The organism is Flavobacterium johnsoniae, from assembly GCF_030388325.1.
Lineage (GTDB): Bacteria > Bacteroidota > Bacteroidia > Flavobacteriales > Flavobacteriaceae > Flavobacterium > Flavobacterium johnsoniae_C.
In genome coordinates this window covers 2,970,732-2,992,414 of the sequence record NZ_CP103794.1, presented here as the reverse complement: position 1 = coordinate 2,992,414, position 21,683 = coordinate 2,970,732, and the positions used below count along the sequence as shown (strand labels likewise).

The following is a 21,683-nucleotide window of genomic DNA, read 5'->3' as shown; positions in this document are numbered from 1 at the left end:
AGTTTAATTAATTTGATTAATAGAAGTCGCTTATCTCATAATAGACAACCAGCCTTTTTTAACCGTTCCATCTCCAATGGTTATCACATAAAAATAAGTACCTGTTGGCAACATATCTCCTCTATTAACAACTCCGGATACATTTGCAGTTCCGTCCCAGTCATTTTCATAATGTACTTTACTGTACACTAATGCTCCGTATCTATTAAACACTTTCAATTCGTTGTTTGGATGAGTTTCGATACAATCAATTCTGAAGAAGTCATTTTTACCATCATTGTTTGGTGTAAACTCATTGTAAACAGTTAAACAAATTGGTTCTAATGTTACTGAAGCAGAATTATTTGTTGCATCAACATCTAAAGGAGTTGAAGTTTCTACAGTCGCTGTACTTGTGTAATTGCCGCCTGGTAGTACCTCAGCAACAATTGTTAGTGTTACACTTTGACCTGCATTTAATCTTGGAATTGTCCAAAGTTGAGTTGTCGGATCAAAAGTTCCAGTTGATGTAGATGAACTTACCAACTCTAAACCACTAGGAATCAAATTACTTACAATTGTATTGATGAAGTCTCCTTCTCCAACATTATTTACCGTTACTGTAAATGTTACCTGTTCTCCAAAATTTGGAGTCGGATTATTAACTGTATTGGTAATTGTCAAATCTGAACAGCTTGACACACTAACATTTAGAGTTTTAATTGTTCTTTCATCACAAGTATTAACGTAAGCTACCGTTACTGTTCCAGGTCCAATATCTGACCAAGAAACTGTTACAGAACCATCTGCTGTAGAACCTCCAGAAACGATTGTTCCTCCAACGATTGTCCATAGATAATTAGATTTTCCGTTGGCAATTGAATACGTTACACCTTTGAAAACACATGGAGTATCATCTGTTGTTGTAATTTGATACGCAGCGTCATTTTCGAATGAAACTGTAATAGCTAATCTTGTTGCATTATCACAACCATTAGTTGTATTGCTCAATGCAGCAGCATAATAAGTCGTTGCTGTAAGAGGAGTATTAGCTGGTAATGGTGTTCCGCCAGTCGCAGTAGTATAGTATACTACATTTGCTTCATTTACTTGAATATTAGCAACTGTTGGCGCAGCATTTAAACAGAATTTCTGATTTGTGCTTGTTGTTGTAACTACGCTTGGTGCATTAACATTTACGGTAACTGCTAATCTCACTGGATTCTCACATCCAACTGCGCTAGAAATCGCACCATAATAGATACCAGTTGTAAGAGCTGTTGTTGCTGGAAGTGCTGTTCCTCCTGTTGCTGTTCTATACCAAACTACATTTGCTTCATTTACTTGAATATTAGCAACTGTTGGTGAATTTAGCGTACAGAAATTTTGAGTTGCATTAGCAGTTGTTGGAGTTCCTGCTGGATCAACAACTGTAACTGTAACTTGCAAACGAGTTGTGCTTTCGCAACCTGTCGCTGCATCTACAATATTTCCAAAATAAATTCCAGAAGTTAATGCTGTTCCTGCTGCAATTGGCGTTCCTCCTGCTGCAGAAGTATACCAAGTTACATTACTTTCATTAACCTGAATATTAGCAATTGTTGGCGCATTTGCAGAACAGAAAGTCTGACTTGCACTGTTTGTTGTTGGATTAATTGTATTTCCAACTGTTACGGCAACTTGTAATCTGACACTACTTTCACAACCTGTTGTTGGGTCTTTTATAGCTCCGTAATAAGTTGCTGTTGTTAAAGCTGCTGTAGAAGCCAAAGCTGTTCCACCAGTTTGAGTTGTGAACCAAATTACATTGCTTTCATTTACCTGAATATTTGCAACTGTTGGATTTGTTCCTGAACAGAAAGTTTGCGTTGCAGAAGTTGTTGTAGGCGTTGCAGGATCTGTTACAATTACATCAACTGTTAATCTTGTAGCGCTTTCACAACCTGTTGTCGGATCAGAAATCGCAGCAAAATATTGTCCCGTTGTTAATGCCGTTGTAGAAGGAATTAAAGTTCCGCCAGTTGCAGCTGTATACCAAACTATATTTGTCTGAGTTGTCTGAATGCTTGCAAATGTTGGTGCATTAACTACACAGAAGTTTTGTGTTCCTGCTGTAACTAATGTCGGTGTTCCTGGATCATTTACAATTACCTCAACTGTTAATCTTGTAGCGCTTTCGCAGCCAGTTGCTGGATCAGAAATTGCTGCAAAATATTGTCCAGTTGTTAAAGCTGTTGTAGAAGGAATTAAAGTTCCGCCTTTTGCAGCTGTGTACCAAACTATATTAGATTGAGTAGTCTGAATGCTTGCAAATGTAGGTGCGTCTTCCTGACAGAAATTTTGCGTTCCTGCTGTTACCAAAGTAGGAGTTCCGGGATCATTTACAATTACATCAACTGTTAATCTTGTAGCGCTTGCACAGCCTGTTGCTGGATCTAGAATTGCTGCAAAATATTGCCCAGTTGTTAAAGCTGTTGTTGATGGAATTAAAGTTCCGCCTGTTGCAGCTGTATACCAAACTATATTAGCTTCATTTGTCTGAATGCTCGCAAATGTCGGTGCATCTTCCTGACAGAAGTTTTGTGTTCCTGCTGTTACCAATGTTGGCGTTGCAGGATTATTTACAATTACATCAACTGTTAATCTTGTAGCACTTTCACATCCTGATGTTGGATCAGAAATTGCTGCAAAATATTGTCCAGTTGTTAATGCTGTCGTTGATGGAATTAAAGTTCCGCCTGTTAAAGCCGTATACCATACAATATTTGGCTGATTAGTCTGAATGCTTGCAAAGGTCGGAGCATCTACTAAACAGAAATTTTGTGTTCCAGCTGTAACTAATGTTGGTGTTCCAGGATCAGTCACTGTTACTGTAACAGCTAATCTCACACTGCTTTCACATCCAAAAACTATATCTGTTGCTCCTGCATAATAAACTCCATTAGCCAAAGGTGTTGTAGATGCTAAAGGCAGTCCACCAGTTGGTGTAGTATACCAAACTACATTAGTTTCATTTACTTGAAGATTAGCAACCGTCGGCGTTGTAGACAAACAGAAATCCTGAGTATTATCTAAAGTAGTTGGCGTGTTCGGGTCATTAATTAATATTACAGCATCTTGTAATGTTCCAGCAAGGTTTTCGCAAGTATTGGTACTTGAAACCGCTACATAATAAGTACTTGGACTCATTGCTTCTGTTAAACCTGTTGCTGTTAATTGACCTGCTGCATTTATAGTATAAGTAACCCCATTAATAACCGCTCCACTAGTAATTGGCTGTGTTTTATTAGCATCTAAATACCAAGTGAATACAGGGCTTGCTAATGTTGGTGCTGTTGGAGTTAATGTCGCAGCTGCATCGTGACAAACTGTAACATCATCAACCAAAATATCATTTGCTGTAGAAGGAGGTAAAATTGTAAACGTAATCTGTTTTCTATCTGCTTCCGCAGTTAAACAAAATTGGTCTGAAGTTACTCCAACATAATAAGTATATGTTCCTGGAGCTAATCCGTTTATCACTAACTGTGATGCTGTTTCTCCTACAATAAGCTGACTTGTTGTTCCGTCAAAACTATACCAAGAATAAACTGGATTAGTTAATAGAGGCGTTCCGCTTAAACTTGTCGCTAAAGTTACCGATCCAGAAGCTGTACAAACAGATGTTGATGTTCCTCCATTTAAAGTAATGTCTGTTAAAGCATTAACTGGAGCTGAAGCTTTTACTTCAACCGTAACTTCTCCTCTTGCAAAAGTTTCGCAACCGTAACGTACTGGCTGCACATAATATTTATAAATTCCTGCTGGTAAATTAGCTGGTAATGTATAAGAAATACCAGTAGATAATGAATTTCCACCTGTTAGAGCATCATACCAAATATAAGTAGAACAAGCTTCTTCAGGTATCTGAAGTGTTATGGTACTTCCTGGGCAGACCGTTATTTTATTTTGCGGATCAGCACCAATAACTGTTGTATTTGCTGTTCTTTCTACTGTATGAACTCTTAAGAAATCTAATACTCCTGCCACACCTCCTAAACGAATTCTAACTCTATCGTAGATTTCTGTTGGTGAAGATACCAAGACCATTGCCAAAGAATTTCCTGGTAGTAATCTTATACTTAATAATGTACTTGTGTTTTGAATTGGAGCTCCAACAGCAACATTACCTAAGTAACGCTGAATTGTAAACCCAGTAAGTAAATTAACATCTAAAAGTGCTCCTGGTTTAGAAATCACGATTCTTAAAGTGTCACTTACTACAGAAGGAGTTTTAAATTGTACTGTTAAATCAGCCGCAGCTAAAGCACCAACTCCGCTGTACATAGTTGCAAAAGTTGTTACATCATTATCCGCAATATTCCATGCATCACTTACTCCAACAGCAGCTGTTACTGCTCCCACAGGAAGACCTAAATCTGTTGCTCCGTAGAAAATATCCTGAATATCTCCAGGAGTACATGCCACAGCTGTAACTTGTCTATTGTAATGAGCATCAAATACTTTTGTGTTTTGAGCAACACTTAATAATGATGCAGATTGAATTCTAATTCCATCATAATCTTGTGGTCCTGAAGCATCTGAAGGAACAAAAGTAAATTCATAAGTATTATCTCCTGAAATTAAATTTAATAATGAACCAGATACTGATTGCATTGCTCCAATGTCAACTCCATTTTTAGTTCCAATTACAGATAAATTCTGACCAACAGCTAATAAACTGTATTCCGATCCTAACTTAACTGTAACAGGTGTTCCTTTAACGATATTTGCTGGCCAAGTTAAACTCTGCCAAGTTGTACCAACTCCTAAAAGTCCAACTCCTGTTGTAATGGTTGAGAATGTTTGTGGATTTCCATCAACAGCATTTGTGCCATTAGTAACAGTTCCCGTAATTATTGAACCAGAAGTCTGCCCTGTTGCATAGACTCTTTCAGCTAAAGATTGACAATTACTTAAATCAATTACATTGATAACTTTTGTTGCTGTTCTACTGCAAATTCCATCGCTAGCAACTGCTGTATAAGTATAAACACCTGGCGTACTTAAAACTCCAGTAGAAAAAGGTGGTCCTGCTAAAGCATTTCCTTGCGGATCAAACCAAGTTACTGTACCAGTTGAAGTTGCTGTTAAAGTTACATTTGTTCCAACATTTACAGATTCCTGTGGATTCGTTATTACCAAACTTGGCAAAGCATTAATAACAACTGTTACAGATTGTCTTGCCGCTGGACAAGTATCTCCTGTACCTTGAGCTTCTATTGAATAAACTCCACCAGTTGTTATGTTAGCTGCTGCATCGGCAGTAATTACATTATTTGAAGGATCATAAAATGTATAAGTAGTATTTCCTGTAGAATCAAAATTTGTAATTGCATTTCCTAAATTAAAACTACCACAGCCAGGAGCTGGATTAGCATTTACAGTTAAAACAGTAGTTGAAGGAAAATTAACTGTGACTTGTTTTAAATCATTAATTGCATTTTCGCAAGTCCCACCATTTGAAGCCGCAATAAAATAATTATAAGGAGTTCCTGTTGCATTTAATCCTGCAATTGTCAGTGCGCCACTTATAGCATCTTTCGTAAAAGTTACTCCAGGCTGTGCCGCAACAATAGTTCCTGTTATAATTTCCTGAGTTTTATTTTGGTCTGTGTAATATTTAAATTGTGCCCCAGCAATAGCTGTTGATGGATTTAAAACCACTCCACCTGCACAAGTTGCTTCAGCTGGACTTGGAATTACAATATCAGCTGCTGTTGGAATTGGCAATACATTAACTGTTACTGCCTGACGTATACTGTTCTCACAAGTTCCTCCTCTTGTTCCTTGTAAATAGTAAGTTGTTGAAGCAGTTAAAGCAGCAGTTGGATTTACAGCTACGATGTTTCCTCCTACCGCAGCATCATACCAAGTGTAAGTTTCTGTTCCTGTAGTTGTTGCTGTCAATGATGCCGTTCCTCCAACACAAATCGGTGCTGTAGCTCCTGATATTGTTGCATCTGGATATCTATAAGCTGCTTGATAGATATATAAATTAGTTAATAAAGAAGCAAGTGCTCCAAATCTAACTTCAACACGATCAAACGGTGCTGTAGCTTTAAAGCTAGCTTTAAATTTATTTCCAGATAATAATTGAATACCAACTAAACTATTATTGCTAATAGCAGTTCTGTCATTATTATAAGTAGCTCCATTATAAGTTGCAAGACTTACCGAACCTAGCAATGTCACATCTGCTAAACCTCCTGGTAATTCTAAATCAACATCTATAATATCTCCAGTTTGTCCAGGGTTTGAGAAAATAAGCGTTTGTTGAATATAACTTCCTAAAACTCCTGCTGTAATATTTAGATGTGAAAATGTATTGATATCTCCATCAACTGATGCATTATCATTTGTTACACTACATAATGCACAGACAACACCTGAGCTAAGTACTGTTGCCTGAGTTCCAGCCTGTAAACAAGTGCTTGCATTTGCAATTACAGTAACAGTGATAGCTCCTCTTGCGGGATTAGCGCAATCAGTACCTACATTAACCGCTTCGACATAATAAGTTTTATTTGCCGTTAAAGCTGGACTTGGTGTATACGATGTTGTATTAAAAGCTATTGAAGCTCCTCCCGTAGGTACATCAAACCAATTGTATCTAACACCTGCAACTGGATTCTGTACAGATAATGTAACTGTCTGACCAGATTGTATAATTACATTTGATGATGCAAAAGTAGGCGTTGCTGGTATTGGACTAACTGTTAAGTTTACCGCAGTACGCGTTGCAGAAGTACAATCTCCAATAGCGGCTTCAACATAGTAACTGGTATTAACTGTTAAAGCAGGAGTTGCAAATGAAGTACCTGTAAATACTAAATTACCTCCAGCTGCAGCATCATACCAATTATAAACAGTACCTGTAACTGGTGCTTGAACAGTTAGTGTAGTAGATTGTCCGCTACAAATTGTTGTTGGTGATGCGGTAACCGTAGGCTCTACAGGATTAGTAATCAATATTTGCACTGGATTTCTTTCACTATTTACGCAACCATTTCTTGTAACTTGCATATAGTAAGTTGCCGGCGCAGTTAATGCCGGTGTTGTAAATGTAGCAGTAGAAGCCAATGAAGCTCCGCCTGTCGCAGCACTATACCAATTTATTGTTTCACCAACTGCAAGTGGAGCTGTTACGGTCGCAGTTTGTCCACTACAAATAGTTGTATTACCAGAAATAGCTGGTACTTTAAATCTATAGGTTGCTTGATAAATGTCCGCGCTCGTCAATACAGTTGCCAAACCTCCCAATCGAATTTCTACACGATCAAAATTTGCACCTGCAGTAACACTGGCTCTAAAACGATTCCCACTTAATAATTGTAAAGTAATTAAAGGATTGTTTATCGCAACTCTATCATTATTGTACGTGGCTCCATTGTAAGTAGCTAAACTAACTGCACCCAACAATGATAAATCTGCTAAGCCTCCTGGCAATTCCATTTCAACATCAACAATATCTACAGCTTTTCCAGGATTATTAAATTGTAATGTTTGCTGAACATAACCATTTATTAAACCGACTGGAACAGTAAGTCTTGTAGCAGTTGCTGGATTTCCGTCAACAGCATTATTTGGATTTGTAGAACTACATAGTAAACATAAACCGTTTTGAACTATCTGCTGACTTCCAGCTTCAAGACATCCAACTAAAGATGTTGGCTGAACGGTAACCAAAACAGGAACTCTCGCGGCGCTTACACAACTTCCGTTTGGACTTTGAGCCTCAACATAATAAGTTTTGGTAGCTGTTAAAATTGGAGTTGTAAAATTTGCCGTATTTGTTGCAACTGCTGTTCCTCCAGTAGGTACGTCATACCAATTTAATTGCGCTCCTACTTCTGGAGTCGTTGCACTTAATGTTGCATTCTGACCAGATTGAATTGTAACACTCTGAGTCAGTACTGTTGGTGTAGCTGGTACAGATGTAGAAACAACATTTACTTGAGCACGGGTTGGACTTATACAGCTTCCTATTGAACCTTCAACATAGAAAGTAGTTGTACCCAAAGGAACTGTTGGCGAATATGTCGTTCCGGCTGCCAATGCAGTTCCTCCACTTGCTACCGAATACCATGAATATGTCGTTCCTGGTATCGCGTTTAAAACGGATAAAGTAGTTTGTTGGGTTGGTCCTGTAGAACAAACTGTAGTTCCAGAATTATTAATTGCCGGAGCAACTGGATTAGAAACATTTAAAACAACAGGTACTCGAACATTTCCTTCGCAGCCTGTTGTTCTTGAAATTCCTATATAATATGTCGTATTACTTGTCAATGCAGGCGTTGTAAAAGTATTTCCTGTTGCCAACGCTGTTGTAGAAGAAGCAGAACTATACCAAGCCAAAGTAGTTCCTGCTGCTGGTGTTGCAGTAAGCGTAGTTGTAGATCCAGCACAAACTGTTTGTGTAAAACCTCCCGCTACTGTTGGTTGCGCATATTCTAAGCGAACATCATAAATTCGAAGGACGGTTAATAAATTTACTAGCCCACCAACTTGAATTTGCACTTGATTCGCATCACCCGTTAAAGTATACTTTGCCACCGCGACAGTATTACCAGTAAGCAAATTCAAATTTAAAAGAGGACTATTTAAAGCCACACTAGAACCAACATTGGTTCCATTAAGTTTACTCTGAATTGAAGCATTTGATAATAAACTTACATCAAGAAGACCATTGCCAGTACCAAAGTAAATAGCAATTTGATCTCCAGCTCTCGCTGTCTGACCTAAATTTAATGTCTCTTCAACAAAACAACCTACCCCGACCGCGCTGGTTAGGGTTGCAAAAGTGCTTAAGCCTGCGCTATCATAAGCGTTGGCAGGATATCAACATTCAATCCAACACACAACAATCCACCTTGACTATTTGTTTCAGACGTTGGTCTACAAATAGTTTGTGAAAACACATTCGTGCATATTAGAAATAACGTTAAAAGCCCCAATAATCTCTTGTGTAGTTTGAGATTACAAAAAGTAAATTTTTTTTTCATAATTTGGAAGATTAGAAAATGGACAATAAAACACCTCTCGCAATAGGCACAAATGCCTACGCAATTAAACAATCAATTAAAAATCATACAGTTAAAACAAAATATAAAAACCTAAAAACAAGTTTTTAAAATCGTTTCAGAAAAAAATTATGTTGAATTCGGTATATCGAAACATACCGTAGAACAGATTTTATCTCGATGAGATAAAATACATTCCATTTTTTTTGAGGAAAAATGATTGTAGTCAATTTTCCAAGAGGAGTGATTTGTTGTAGGTCTAATTTTCATAATGAAAATTTTTGGTTTAAGCAGAATTGGGGAATTCTCTTTATATATTTAGAAGAACATTCTTTAATGAAAGTTGATTATTTCTTTCTCCTTTTTAGATTGATTAGTTTTCTAAAAATCAAATGTTCATAATTCTATACATAGCAAAATCTGCCACATTTAACACACCCGTCGAAATGGAAATGAAAAATGCAGTTTATTAAAAAATAAAAACTCAGATAAAAACTTTAATTGTGAAGAAAGACCTAATTTATCTTTACGACAAACTAAGTTTAGAAAATAATTTAAAGCTAAAACAAAACAAACAACTAAAGTAAATTTGATAAAGAAAGTAATTGTCAACTCCATAGACAGACTTATTAAGTTATTAATGATTTTAAATCCTGAAAAATTAAAATGAAAGAGCTTTTTTAAATTTCTTAAAAACACCCTAAAATCATCTTTCTTTTTCTAAGAACATTAAAGCAAAACTTTGTTTAACTTTTGTATTCTAAAATTAGAAAAAACACAAACACAAAACAAGGATAAAATTCTTATATTTTATGTTTACACATCTAATCAAACAACTAATACCGTTCAAAAACATCAGAAAAATCAAGCATTTTAACAAAATTAAGTCGTCATAATTTTCTTAAACAAAAAATCGACGAAAATATGTTAAAAAGTCAAAAAGAAAATAAATTCTTACAAATTAATAAAAAATAAGGCAAAAATTATCCGCAATGTATACTAAAAAGTCGACGAACTGTTCAGGAATTTCTAAGAATCTCAAAGATTGAAAGATTTAAAATAAACACGTAGAAATACCTGCTATTTCAAAACAAAAAGTTTAAACAAAAGTTAAAAAAATAAAAAAAAGGCAAACAATTATTAATTAATTGTTTGCCTTTTTCAAAAAAGTCTATTAGAGTTTAAGACTCAATAATGGTATTAATTTGATTAAAAAGTTGACCATCACTTAAAAATGCTCCTTGTTTGATCAATTCGAAAATAGAAATATTCCTTTCTTCAGTAAATACTTTGTTTCCAACTTTCATCTCAATATTATCAGTAAACATATTATCACTTAACCACTGAAGCCCTTCTTTTGTTAAAAAATCTGTTTCTGGAGAAAGAGATTTTAAAACTATAGATTGAATGTAAGTATCAAAACAATGAAACAAAAAGATATGGTTTTTAGAAAAGTGTTCTAAATATTCAGCTCTAGACAATACACCTTCCCAAATCAAATCAGAAAAAACATCCAGTTCCTGCTCTGCTACTTCAGGCTTGTTTATTTTAAGTTCATCCCATTCTTTTTTATCAATTGTCTGAGTCGCTAAAAAGCTTGCAAATTCAGCATGCAATTCGTCAAACTGTTCTTTTGTTAATCTTGCGTATTTCATTTTTTTTTTTAGGCTTTATGCTTTACGCTGTAGGCTACAAGCCATCAACCATAAGTCTAATTATTAACTAACTATATATTAAAAAAAAATCCCGATTTTCATCGGGATTTTAGTATTGCATTTCGAAATATTACTTTTCAGCAACAATTTCGTATGGTAATTCAACGATTACATCTCTGTGTAAACGGATGCTTGCGTTGTATTTTCCTGTACGTTTAACGATTCCGCTTGTGATGAATTTTCTATCGATAGCGTTACCTGATTTCTCTAATGCTTCAGCAATATCGATATTAGTAACAGAACCAAAAAGTTTTTCTCCACCAGCTTTAGCACTGATTTTAATTTCAAGAGCTTTTAAAGTTTCAGCAGTTGCTTTTGCATCAGCAACAACTTTAGCTTCTTTGTGAGCTCTTTGTTTTAAGTTTTCAGCTAAAACTTTTTTAGCAGAAGGAGTAGCTAAAGTAGCGAATCCTTGAGGAATCAAGAAGTTACGACCGTAACCTGGTTTTACAGATACTACATCATCTTTAAATCCTAAGTTTTGTACGTCTTGTTTTAAAATAATTTCCATGTTGTTGTCCTTATATTTTAGAAGTTAGGTTCTGCTTAAACAGAAACCAGCGACTAGATTTTTATATACTATTTTAATAAATCGGCCACGTATGGCATTAAAGCTAAGTGACGAGCTCTTTTTACAGCTACAGAAACTTTTCTTTGGTATTTTAATGAAGTTCCAGTTAAACGACGAGGAAGAATTTTTCCTTGCTCATTTACGAATTTCAATAAGAAATCAGCATCTTTATAATCGATGTATTTGATTCCTGATTTTTTGAAACGGCAATACTTTTTAGTTTTGTTAGTTTCAATGTTTAAAGGCGTTAAATATCTGATATCTCCGTCTTTTTTTCCTTTTGCAGATTGCTCAATTGTAGACATAATAATTACGCTTTAGTAGATTTTAATTTAGCTCTTCTTCTTTCCGCCCATGAAATAGCATGTTTATCTAAACTTACAGTTAAGAAACGCATAACTCTTTCGTCACGTCTAAATTCAGTTTCAAAAGCTACAAGAACTTCTCCAGCTACTTTGAATTCGAATAAATGGTAAAAACCACTTTTTTTGTTTTGGATTTCGTAAGCCATTTTTTTAAGACCCCAATCCTCTTTCGATACCATTTCAGCTCCTCTACTAGTAAGAAATTCTTCAAATTTCGTTACTGTTTCCTTCACCTGAACCTCAGATAAAACGGGATTTAAAATGAAAACAGTTTCATAATGATTCATAAATACAATATTTATTTGTTAAAATTGGGTGCAAAAGTAATGATTAATTTTAAATAACCAACATATTTTTTCTTTTATTCGTCATAATGCAAAAAATATACGTCGACTTTAGTTTTTTTTCCAAAAAAACCATTACTTTTACTATTGCTATCCTGAATTTATTCTAAATTTAAAGTTATGAAACTAAACTGTGTTGTTGTAGATGATAGTTCTATACAAAGGACAATTATTGCCAAGTTGGTAAATAATCATCCTGGATTGCATTTAATTGGGGATTTTTCTAATGCAATTGAAGCAAAAAGCTGTATTTCTTTAAATAATATCGACCTAATATTTCTTGATATTGAAATGCCGGTTATAAATGGTTTTGATTTTCTAGACGGATTAAAATCTAAACCTCAGATCATATTTATCACTTCTAAAGCTGAATATGCTTTAAAAGCTTTTGACTATGATGCTACTGATTATCTGCAAAAACCTATTGCTGTAGATCGTTTCAATGCTTCTGTAAAAAGAGCAATTGATATGCATCTGCTTAAAAAAGATATTAAAGAAGAAGAAGGTGAACACATCTTCATCAAAAGTAATCTTAAAAAACTTAAAATCTTCACTTCAAAAATCAAATGGATTGAGGCTTTTGGAGATTACGTTAGAGTAGTTACTGAAGACGACAGCAATCTTGTACTTTCTACAATGAAATCTTTTGAGAATGATTTATCAAAAGACAAATTTATTCGTGTGCACAAATCATACATTATTAATATAGATAAGGTAGAACGCTTTAACAGTAAATTTGCGGAAATCGGTATTACCAAAATTCCATTGAGCAGAAATAAAAAAGAAGATCTGGTAAAAGCGCTTTCTACTCCTTCTTAATAGAAGTCTACATTAACAACAACTTTTATAGCTCTATATTGAGCAACAGCCTCAAAACTATTCAACATTTTCTGAATAGTTTTTTTTGTGTTTCCTAAATGCTGGTTTTGCGGAATCTTAATTAATATAGTCCTTATATATTCATTTCGTATTCTGCTAATCGCTGGCTCTTCAGGCCCCAAAACTGGCATTCCTAGATTTTGACTCAAAACCTGATACAACCACATCGAACCTTCTTTCAATTTATCGTAATCTTTATGTTTTAAAGTCAGCTTGATAATTCTGAAATAAGGCGGATATTTATAAATCTGTCTATCATACAACTGCTCCTTATACATACCTATATAATTATGGTCTGTAACTTGCTGAATTGTATTATGATTTGGATTGTAAGTTTGAATTACAACTTTTCCTTGTTTTTCAGATCTTCCAGCCCTTCCAGCAACTTGAGTCATCATTTGAAAACTACGCTCAAAAGCTCTAAAATCTGGATGATGCAGCATATTATCGGCATTCATAATACCAACTAAACTAACATTATCAAAATCCAAACCTTTAGCAAGCATTTGCGTGCCAACTAAAATATCTATTTCACGATTTTTGAAGGTATCAATTATTTTCTCAAAACCAAATTTACCTCGAGTCGTATCCTGATCCATACGCGCCGTTTTTGCTTTTGGAAATAACGAAATCAACTCCTGTTCAATTTGTTCTGTACCAAATCCCTTTGTAGTTAGGTCAATACTCGAACAACTGTGGCAATTTGTAGGTTTTGCAATCGAATAACCACAATAATGACAACGTAACTGATTTTTATTCTTATGATACGTCAAACTTACATCGCATTGCTGGCAATGAGGCACGTGCCCGCAAGTGAGGCATTCTATAATGGGAGAATATCCTCTTCTGTTTTGAAATAAAATCACCTGTTCACCTAAAGACAAAGCCTCTGCGATTTCTTCTATTAAAAGATCGCTAAAATGTCCCGTCATCCTTTTTCTGAAATGTTTGTCTTTCAAATCTACCAAAAGAACTTCCGGCATACGAACCTTTTTATAGCGTTCTGAAAGCTCAACCAAACCATATTTACCCCCTTGAGCATTAAAATAAGTCTCTATGCTTGGCGTTGCAGAACCCAATAATACTTTCGCATTATGAAAATTCGCTAAAACAATAGCTGCATCTCTCGCGTGGTATCTTGGCGCAGGATCAGTTTGTTTAAAAGTCTGTTCATGTTCTTCATCTACAATCAACAATCCTAAATCATTGAAAGGCAAAAACAAAGCCGACCTCGCTCCTATAACAATTTGTGCTTTTTCTGAATTTTCAAGTGCTTGTTTCCAAACCTCTACCCTTTCGTTATTACTGTATTTAGAATGAAAAACAGCTACCTTGTCTCCAAAATGAAGACGCAATCGAGAAACCAATTGAGCCGTCAATGCAATTTCTGGCAAGAGATACAAAACTTGTCTGCCAGTCTGCAAATATTCTTCAATTAGTTTAATATAAATTTCGGTTTTTCCGCTTGAAGTAACGCCATGCAACAAACAAACTTCTTTCTCAGAAAAACTATTTTTTATTGCAGTAAAAGCAGTTTCTTGCGCTTCACTCAACACAAGTTCTTTTTCTGATTTTTCTCCATTAAAAGTAACTCGATCATGCTGTAAAAAATATTCTTCGAATATTTCTTTTTCTATTAAAGCCTTTACAGTTGTTGATGTAGAATTTGAAACTTCAGTAAGTTTCTTTACCGTAATCGGCTTTTTTTCAGATGCACTTAACTGAAAATAAGTTAAAACAATTTCTTTTTGCTTATTGGCACTTTTTAATACTTCCAATAATTCTTGCAAGCCATTATCCGATTCATATTTGGCATGCAATTTTACATATCGAACTAATTTTGGCTTGTAAGTTTCTTTAATTTCTTCTTCTAAAAAAATAACATCTCTTGCTATTAATTTTTGAAGTGTAGGAAGTATATTTTTTTTATTTAAAATTGAAACGATTTCCTGAACCTTCAAAGAGCTTTGATGATGTAGCGCTTCATAAATTAAGAATTCATCATCTGAAAGTTCGCTATCATTAATTATTACATCGGCTTTATGTGAAATAATAGTTTCGCTTTCTAATAATAATCCACTTGGAAAAGCGCCGCGATACACATCTCCAATTCCGCACATATAATAATTAGCAATCCAAAGCCAGTGTTTAATCTGGATTTCGGTTGCAATTGGTTTTTCATCTAAAATCTCATGAATTTCTTTTGCCTCGTAGAGCGTTGGCGCATTTTCATGAACATCCAAAACCAGAGCCGTGTATATTTTACTTTTTCCAAAAGGTACCGCAACACGCATTCCTTTCTTAATGAAATGATATTCGGCCTCAGAAATACGATACGTAAAGGTTTTTGCTAAGGAAAGCGGTAAAATAACTTCGATAAAAAACATGTACTATATAATAGGATTGCAAAGTTACTTTTTTCCAGCAGATTTTTGAGCCAAATACTCATTAACCATTTTCAAAGTATGGTTTAAAGATTCTAGACTATTCCAGCCTTCGTGACCTGGAATAATATATTTAGGATTTTTGAATTTCGATTGAACTTTTGCAATAGAAGTCTTCCATTCTTTCACATCAGAATCACCCAAATAACCTAAATCTTTTGCGTCGGTACTTTTTATAAAACAACCGCCGTAAAGTACTTTTTCTTTGTTAAACCAAACTACTACATTGTCAGATGCATGTCCTTTTCCTGGATAACAAACCTCAAAAGTATGCTGCCCAACTGTAAACGTTTTGTCGTTCGGAATAATAAATTCTGCTCTTGGTTTGTTTTCTTTTTTAAGAATATCATCAGTTAATTTAATAGAATAAGTTTTAATTCCTTTTTTTCTATAAAAATCAAATCCTCCCGCGCGATCGTCATGAGAATGTGTTGCAAAAAGCATAATCACTTCTTTGTGATGTTTTGCCTTAATACTGTCTAAAAGCGGCTGAAACATATCTTTATCCCAAGGCGCATCAAAAAGCACAACGCCTTTATCTGTAACCAAATACAAGGCATTGGCAGAAATCTTTGTTCCTTTATAATCGCTAAATGTTCTATAAACATAAAAGTCACCCAAAAGATGACTTATTTGTAATGGCGAATTCTTAGATTGTCCGAAACTATTTGAAACTACAACTAAGAATAAAATTATCGAAGCTAATTTTCGCATTTATTAAATTGAATTAATTTTTCACTCTTGTCCAATATTGAGTTCTTCCCATCAAAGAAACTCCAACATAACCGCGAAGTTTTAATTTATCAGCAGATTCTAAAGTGATGTAGCATTTGTATTTTTTACCGCTTGTAGGATCTAAAATTGTTCCTCCATTATATTCAGAACCATCTTTTTTAAGACCGTTCATAATTACCATTCCTAAAATTGGTTTATTTTTTTCGGCACCATCACACTTTACACAAACGTCTTTTTTATGACTATCACGAAGAATATCTACAACTTTACCGTATACTTTTCCTGATTTTTCATAAATCTCAACTATAGATTTTGCTTCTCCAGTTTCATCATCAATGGTTTTCCATTTTCCAATTACACTTTGACTTTGCATGGTCAGGGCAAAGAAGAACACTCCGATAGTTAGCATCAAATTTTTCATATTATTTATTTTTTTTTTGTTTTAATTTTCTGATAGAAGCATTCAATTCGAACCCTAAAAGCAGAATCATACAGTTTATCCAAATATAAAACATTAGAATTAATAATGTCCCAATAGAACCATAAAGTTCGTTATATTTTGAAAATTTTATAACCCAAATCCCAAAAAAGAATGAAGATATAACAATTAGTATCGTTGTAAAAACAGATCCAATGCTAATAAATGGCACTTTATTATATTGCTTTGTTCCATAACGTAATAATATTGAAGATGTTATCAAAATCATTAAAATTACAAACAAATACCTTCCTAAAATAATTAATGGAATTCGATCACTTAAGACATCTTGGATAATCGTTTTCTGAATAAAAACCTCAAAAACAACAATTGTTGCCACTGTAACAAACAAAATAATAGTCATTACCAGAGAAATTGCCAATGCAACCAAATATTGCCTAAAAAATCCTCGCTTATCAAAAACGTGTTTTGACGATTCAAAACCGCTCAAAATTCCATTAATTCCATTTGCCATTAAAAAAATAGAAAGTAAAAACCCCGATGATAATAAGCCTGAGTGACTATTATTTAAGATATCGCTTATAATTTTATTAATTGCATCATAAGTATTCGGCGGAACACTTTGCTGAACGAATTGTAGAAAATCTTCCTGAAAATTGTCTATCGGAATAAACGGAATTAAGTTTAGAATAAATAGCGCAAAAGGAAATAACGCCATAAAAAAACTAAAAGAAACTGCACTTGCATGATAAGAGAAAGCACCTTCAAGAATTCCTAAAGTGTACATTTCAAGCAAATCATACAGCGAAAATCCTTCTAGCCAAGGCAATTTTATAGTCTTTAAAAGTCGAGCCAGATTCCGTATTACGGGTATTTTCTCAATCCGAGCTTCTATCTCTTGCGACATATTTTTTGATTTTAGATTTTAGTCCCGAAGCCTCGGGATAGATTTTAGATTTACAAAACTCATAACTTATAACTCAAAACTCATAACTTCCTTAAAACGCTTTCAAACTCAAATCCATGTTATAAACAGAATGCGTCAAAGCCCCGGAAGAAATATAATTTACTCCGCACAATGCATATTCGCGAACGGTTTTTTCGCTAATATTTCCTGAAGATTCTGTTTGGCATTTTGATCCAATTAATTTTACAGCCGTTTTTGTATCTTCATAATTAAAGTTATCAATCAGAATTCTATGAACTCCATCACTTTGCAAAATCTCTCTAATTTCATCTAAATTTCGAGCTTCAACAATAATCTTCAAATCCAGATTATTTTCTTTTAAATACTCTTTTGTTTTAGCAATAGCGCGCGTAATTCCGCCTGCAAAATCAATATGATTATCTTTCAGCATAATCATATCGTACAAAGCATAACGATGGTTTTCGCCTCCTCCTATTTTTACAGCCCATTTTTCAGCCACTCTAAAATTTGGAGTTGTTTTACGCGTATCTAATATTTTTGCATTTGTGCCTTCTAAAAGCTGCATCAAATGATTTGTTTTTGTAGCAATTGCAGACATTCTTTGCATCGTATTCAAAACCACTCTTTCGGCTTTTAAAATAGATTGAGAGCTTCCAGAAACTTCAAAAACAACTTCTCCGTATTCTACGTGCGTTCCGTCTTCAATAAAAGTTTTCACTTTCAAATTCGAATCTACATATTCAAATATCATTTTAGCAAGTTCAACACCAGCAATAATTCCTTGATCTTTTACTAATAATTTCGCCTGACCATGAGCTGTATTAGGAATACAGGCAAGCGAACTGTAATCGCCTGGACCAACATCTTCTCTGATGGCATTAGTAATTAAAAGTTGTAATTCGGCTTGAAATTGAGCTTTGCTTATCATTTTTCTATTTTTAATAATAATGCTAAATTAGGATATATTTTATGGATTTGAAAGCTTCATTAACATGAAAAATTTTTCAAAACATTAAAATTTTCTTTTTTAACCATTAAGAAATTAAGAAAATTAAGTTCGAATTCTTAGTGCCACTTCTTCCCTTTCATTAAACAATGATTGCAAAATATTTCTTTTTTAAACAAGTAACTTATTAAAGAGAAATTAAGCACAAAACTTAATAAACTTAATGCCTTAATGGTAGAAAATTTAACGAACATTAAATATCTTTGAGGTTCAATCAAGCAAAATTTATGGGATTAATTAAAGATATTTACTCGGTTTCTTTTTACGAAAAATTTAGTCAGGCTGTCGCCGAAGTGCATCCAAAATTCAACAAACAAAAATTTATTGAAGCAATTTACGAAGGTGATTTTGCTCAAAAAGAATGGAAAGAACGAATGAAACATACAACAGTTGTGTTTCATCAATTTATGCCGCAAAATTTTCCTGAAGCCGTTGCTTTAATTGATAAAATAATCGAAAATCTAAAGAAAAATAATTTCGTAGACAGCAATTTAGCTTTCATTTTTTTTGCTGATTACATTGAAATGTATGGTTTAGACGATTTCAAAACCTCTGCAAAAGCCTTTGTTTCTATAACTCAATTTATAAGCTGTGAATTTGCCGTTCGCCCTTTCATTATAAAATACAAAGAACAAATGATCGATGAAATGGTAAAATGGTCATTACACGAAAATCATCACGTTCGAAGATTAGCAAGCGAAGGTTCGCGCCCAAGATTACCGTGGGCAATGGCGATTCCGTTTTTGAAAAAAGATCCTTCTTCTATTTTACCTATTTTAGAAAATTTAAAAAACGATCCTTCCGAATATGTTCGCCGAAGCGTTGCCAATAATTTAAATGATATTGCGAAAGATAATCCGAAGATTGTATTAGAAATCGCCAATAAATGGAAAGGATACAGCAAAGAAACAGACGGAATTATTAAACACGGATGCAGAACTTTATTAAAACAAGGACATCCAGAAATTTTAAGTCATTATGGTTTAGAAAGCACGAATATTGAACTTTCTTTATTTGAAATTAAAACTCCAACTGTAAAAATTGGAGATTATTTGCAGTTTCACTTTCACTTAAATAACAAAAATATAGAACCAAAAACAGTTCGTTTAGAATACGCTGTTCATTATAAAAAAGCAAAAGGACATTTGGCTAAAAAAGTGTTTAAAATAAGTGAGAAAATTTATCATCCGAATCAATTAACTAAAATTGAAAGAAATCAATCTTTTAAATTGATTACGACACGTGTTTTTCATACAGGAACTCATCAATTGTCTATTATTATTAATGGAACTGAGAGTGAAGTTTTGGAATTTGAATTGATTGATTAATATTCCAATTTAAATGCTCCAGGGGAGCAGAATATTTATAGCCAATATTATCGTCTTCCACAAAAGAGCTCCAGCGGAGCGACATATTTATTTCGCCCCACTGGAGCTTTGTCGTTGTGGCAACCTTATTATTCTACAAATATTTCCTACCTCTGGGACTTTTTGAAATTAAATTTAATCATCACGTAAAAACTTAACCAACGTTTTTCCTTACTTTTATAAATCAAAAAAAAAAACAAGCTTTCTTAATCTAAATTAAGTTACAGATTTCTATCACAACTGTAATTTTGTTTTCAAATCAAATAAAAAATACCACATGTCAAATATCAGTTTAATTATCGAAGAACGTGCTGCCAATATTGGCAACTTTATGGTTGGGCGTTTATTGCCTTTCCGTGAAAAAAGAGCTGTAGGACCATTTATTTTTATCGATCATATGGGACCTGCGCATTTAAGTGATCATGAAAATATGGATGTTCCGCCGCACCCACATATCGGACTTTCAACTTTGACTTTTTTGTTTGAAGGAAGCATTATGCACCGCGACAGTTTAGGAACGGAATTAGAAATAAAACCTGGCGCCGTAAACTGGATGACTGCCGGAAAAGGAATTGTTCACTCTGAAAGAACGCCAGAATATTTAAGACATTCAGATAAAATGCTTCACGGATTACAAATCTGGGTGGCACTTCCAAAAGAATTGGAACAAATGGAACCTAATTTTACGCATGTTGAAGCAGATGATATTCCGGCTTGGGAAGAAGACGGAGTTTCATATAAATTGATTGCGGGTGAAGCTTTTGGCAAAAAATCGCCAGTTCCTGTTTACAGTCCGTTATACTTTATTGAAATTAAAAGCAAAGAAGCTAAAAAAATCAATATTGGAAAAGATTTATTCGGCGAAAGTGGATTATACATTTTAGAAGGAAGTATAAAAAATGGCGAACATGTTTATGATCCGAGACAAATTTTAATTACAACTGAAGCTTCTCTTTGTGAATTTGAAATTGCCGAAAACTCTACAGTTTACATTTTTGGTGGACAGCCTTTTCCTGAAGAACATTTTATCTTTTGGAATTTCGTTTCCTCAGATAAAAACCTCATCGAAAAAGCCAAAAAAGATTGGACAGAACAGACTTTTCCAAAAGTTCCTGGCGAAACCGAATTTGTGCCATTACCAGAACCAAGAATCAAATAACTTATGGATACAATTAAAGCAACAATCGATACAAGAAAATATCGCACAGAAATAACTTCTAAAACAGGTAATATTTTAATTTCTGACGAACCGCAAGAAATAGGCGGAAAAAATTTAGGTTTTAGTCCGTTTGAACTTCTGGCTTCTTCTCTAGCTTCGTGCACTTTAATTACGTTGCGAATGTATATTGACCGCAAAGCTTGGGACGTTTCAGAACTTTCGATTTGGGTAGATTTTGAAAAAAATGAAGAACATACTGTTTCTTTATTTTCAACCAAAATCTTAATTACAGGAAATGTAGACGATGCGCAAAAACAACGAATTTTAAAAATTGCCAACAGTTGTCCTGTTCATAAAACACTAATAAACACAATTAAAATAGAAACTTCTTTAGTATAAATAATATGGAAATTCAACAAATAAATGATATCAGAAAAGGCTATTTTGAAGCCCTAGAAGACGGAAAAGAAGCCGGAAAAATGACTTACACTTGGGCCGGAGACAGCAAATTTATTATTGATCATACAGAAGTAAGCCCAGATTTTAACGGAAAAGGTGTCGGCAAAAAACTAGTTATGGCAGCGGTAGATTATGCAAGAGCAAACAACTTAAAAATTATTCCGCTTTGTCCTTTTGCAAAAAGCGTTTTTGATAAAGTTGAAGAAATACGTGATGTACTTTTTTCTTGAA

The 21,683-nt window shown here is 34.1% G+C and carries 15 protein-coding genes; 5 read left to right on the top strand and 10 right to left on the bottom strand.

Going from position 1 to position 21,683, the window contains the following annotated elements; translation table 11 throughout:
* Positions 1–30 precede the first annotated feature (30 nt).
* From NYQ10_RS13010 to rpsF, 5 genes are all read right to left on the bottom strand, one after another.
* The gene (locus NYQ10_RS13010; protein ID WP_289876751.1) at positions 31–8,598 is read right to left on the bottom strand and encodes a gliding motility-associated C-terminal domain-containing protein; all 8,568 of its coding nucleotides are present in this window, start codon (positions 8,596–8,598) and stop codon (positions 31–33) included.
* Between the two features lie 1,624 nt (positions 8,599–10,222).
* Positions 10,223–10,696 carry a DUF6495 family protein gene (locus tag NYQ10_RS13005; protein WP_289876750.1) on the bottom strand — a complete coding sequence of 158 codons (474 nt, stop codon included), beginning with the start codon at positions 10,694–10,696 and terminating at the stop codon, positions 10,223–10,225.
* 130 nt (positions 10,697–10,826) lie between these two features.
* Positions 10,827–11,267 carry a 50S ribosomal protein L9 gene (gene rplI, locus NYQ10_RS13000; RefSeq protein WP_276174141.1) on the bottom strand — a complete coding sequence of 147 codons (441 nt, stop codon included), beginning with the start codon at positions 11,265–11,267 and terminating at the stop codon, positions 10,827–10,829.
* A gap of 68 nt (positions 11,268–11,335) precedes the next feature.
* Positions 11,336–11,632 carry a 30S ribosomal protein S18 gene (gene rpsR, locus NYQ10_RS12995; protein WP_002987043.1) on the bottom strand — a complete coding sequence of 99 codons (297 nt, stop codon included), beginning with the start codon at positions 11,630–11,632 and terminating at the stop codon, positions 11,336–11,338.
* A 5-nt stretch (positions 11,633–11,637) separates the two neighbouring features.
* Positions 11,638–11,979, bottom strand: coding sequence for a 30S ribosomal protein S6 (rpsF, locus tag NYQ10_RS12990; RefSeq protein ID WP_026729424.1), 342 nt, complete (start codon positions 11,977–11,979; stop codon positions 11,638–11,640).
* Between the two features lie 177 nt (positions 11,980–12,156).
* On the opposite strand from rpsF, the gene NYQ10_RS12985 reads away from it, so the two are divergent.
* On the top strand, positions 12,157–12,855 hold the full coding sequence (locus NYQ10_RS12985; protein WP_184163564.1) for a LytR/AlgR family response regulator transcription factor: 699 nt from the start codon (positions 12,157–12,159) through the stop codon (positions 12,853–12,855).
* Here NYQ10_RS12985 and priA read toward each other — a convergent pair.
* The 5 genes from priA to nadC all read right to left on the bottom strand — a co-directional run bounded on the left by priA (position 12,852) and on the right by nadC (position 18,389).
* On the bottom strand, positions 12,852–15,302 hold the full coding sequence (gene priA / locus NYQ10_RS12980; RefSeq protein ID WP_289876749.1) for a replication restart helicase PriA: 2,451 nt from the start codon (positions 15,300–15,302) through the stop codon (positions 12,852–12,854). The two genes, NYQ10_RS12985 and priA, sit on opposite strands and share 4 nt — an antisense overlap.
* Before the next feature lie 24 nt (positions 15,303–15,326).
* The gene (gene bla-B1-FLAV, locus NYQ10_RS12975) at positions 15,327–16,073 is read right to left on the bottom strand and encodes a subclass B1 metallo-beta-lactamase (protein WP_289876748.1); all 747 of its coding nucleotides are present in this window, start codon (positions 16,071–16,073) and stop codon (positions 15,327–15,329) included.
* Positions 16,074–16,086: 13 nt separating this feature from the next.
* Complete coding sequence (locus tag NYQ10_RS12970; RefSeq protein ID WP_276174146.1) at positions 16,087–16,515, bottom strand: DUF2147 domain-containing protein; 429 nt, start codon at positions 16,513–16,515, stop codon at positions 16,087–16,089.
* 1 nt (position 16,516) lies between these two features.
* Positions 16,517–17,440 carry a YihY/virulence factor BrkB family protein gene (locus NYQ10_RS12965; protein ID WP_289876747.1) on the bottom strand — a complete coding sequence of 308 codons (924 nt, stop codon included), beginning with the start codon at positions 17,438–17,440 and terminating at the stop codon, positions 16,517–16,519.
* Between the two features lie 91 nt (positions 17,441–17,531).
* Positions 17,532–18,389 (bottom strand): carboxylating nicotinate-nucleotide diphosphorylase, encoded by an 858-nt coding sequence (nadC, locus tag NYQ10_RS12960; RefSeq protein ID WP_289876746.1) that lies wholly within the window; start codon positions 18,387–18,389, stop codon positions 17,532–17,534.
* Between the two features lie 305 nt (positions 18,390–18,694).
* Here nadC and NYQ10_RS12955 point away from each other — a divergent pair, with 305 nt between their 5' ends.
* The 4 genes from NYQ10_RS12955 to NYQ10_RS12940 all read left to right on the top strand — a co-directional run bounded on the left by NYQ10_RS12955 (position 18,695) and on the right by NYQ10_RS12940 (position 21,682).
* On the top strand, positions 18,695–19,795 hold the full coding sequence (locus NYQ10_RS12955) for a DNA alkylation repair protein (protein ID WP_289876745.1): 1,101 nt from the start codon (positions 18,695–18,697) through the stop codon (positions 19,793–19,795).
* 316 nt (positions 19,796–20,111) lie between these two features.
* A complete protein-coding gene (locus NYQ10_RS12950) occupies positions 20,112–20,993 on the top strand; it encodes a pirin family protein (protein WP_289876744.1) in 882 nt (293 codons plus the stop codon).
* 3 nt (positions 20,994–20,996) lie between these two features.
* On the top strand, positions 20,997–21,392 hold the full coding sequence (locus NYQ10_RS12945) for an OsmC family protein (RefSeq protein ID WP_289876743.1): 396 nt from the start codon (positions 20,997–20,999) through the stop codon (positions 21,390–21,392).
* 5 nt (positions 21,393–21,397) lie between these two features.
* On the top strand, positions 21,398–21,682 hold the full coding sequence (locus NYQ10_RS12940) for a GNAT family N-acetyltransferase (RefSeq protein ID WP_289876742.1): 285 nt from the start codon (positions 21,398–21,400) through the stop codon (positions 21,680–21,682).
* Position 21,683 lies beyond the last annotated feature (1 nt).

Bases quoted from the DNA above. Each gene is read 5' to 3' on its own strand.
- NYQ10_RS12985 (WP_184163564.1), top strand. From the start codon at position 12,157: ATGAAACTAAACTGTGTTGTTGTAGATGATAGTTCTATACAAAGGACA.
- NYQ10_RS12955 (WP_289876745.1), top strand. From the start codon at position 18,695: ATGGGATTAATTAAAGATATTTACTCGGTTTCTTTTTACGAAAAATTT.
- priA (WP_289876749.1), bottom strand. From the start codon at position 15,302: ATGTTTTTTATCGAAGTTATTTTACCGCTTTCCTTAGCAAAAACCTTT.
- NYQ10_RS12965 (WP_289876747.1), bottom strand. From the start codon at position 17,440: ATGTCGCAAGAGATAGAAGCTCGGATTGAGAAAATACCCGTAATACGG.
- bla-B1-FLAV (WP_289876748.1), bottom strand. From the start codon at position 16,073: ATGCGAAAATTAGCTTCGATAATTTTATTCTTAGTTGTAGTTTCAAAT.
- rpsR (WP_002987043.1), bottom strand. From the start codon at position 11,632: ATGTCTACAATTGAGCAATCTGCAAAAGGAAAAAAAGACGGAGATATC.
- rpsF (WP_026729424.1), bottom strand. From the start codon at position 11,979: ATGAATCATTATGAAACTGTTTTCATTTTAAATCCCGTTTTATCTGAG.
- nadC (WP_289876746.1), bottom strand. From the start codon at position 18,389: ATGATAAGCAAAGCTCAATTTCAAGCCGAATTACAACTTTTAATTACT.
- rplI (WP_276174141.1), bottom strand. From the start codon at position 11,267: ATGGAAATTATTTTAAAACAAGACGTACAAAACTTAGGATTTAAAGAT.
- NYQ10_RS12940 (WP_289876742.1), top strand. From the start codon at position 21,398: ATGGAAATTCAACAAATAAATGATATCAGAAAAGGCTATTTTGAAGCC.
- NYQ10_RS12950 (WP_289876744.1), top strand. From the start codon at position 20,112: ATGTCAAATATCAGTTTAATTATCGAAGAACGTGCTGCCAATATTGGC.
- NYQ10_RS13005 (WP_289876750.1), bottom strand. From the start codon at position 10,696: ATGAAATACGCAAGATTAACAAAAGAACAGTTTGACGAATTGCATGCT.
- NYQ10_RS12945 (WP_289876743.1), top strand. From the start codon at position 20,997: ATGGATACAATTAAAGCAACAATCGATACAAGAAAATATCGCACAGAA.
- NYQ10_RS12970 (WP_276174146.1), bottom strand. From the start codon at position 16,515: ATGAAAAATTTGATGCTAACTATCGGAGTGTTCTTCTTTGCCCTGACC.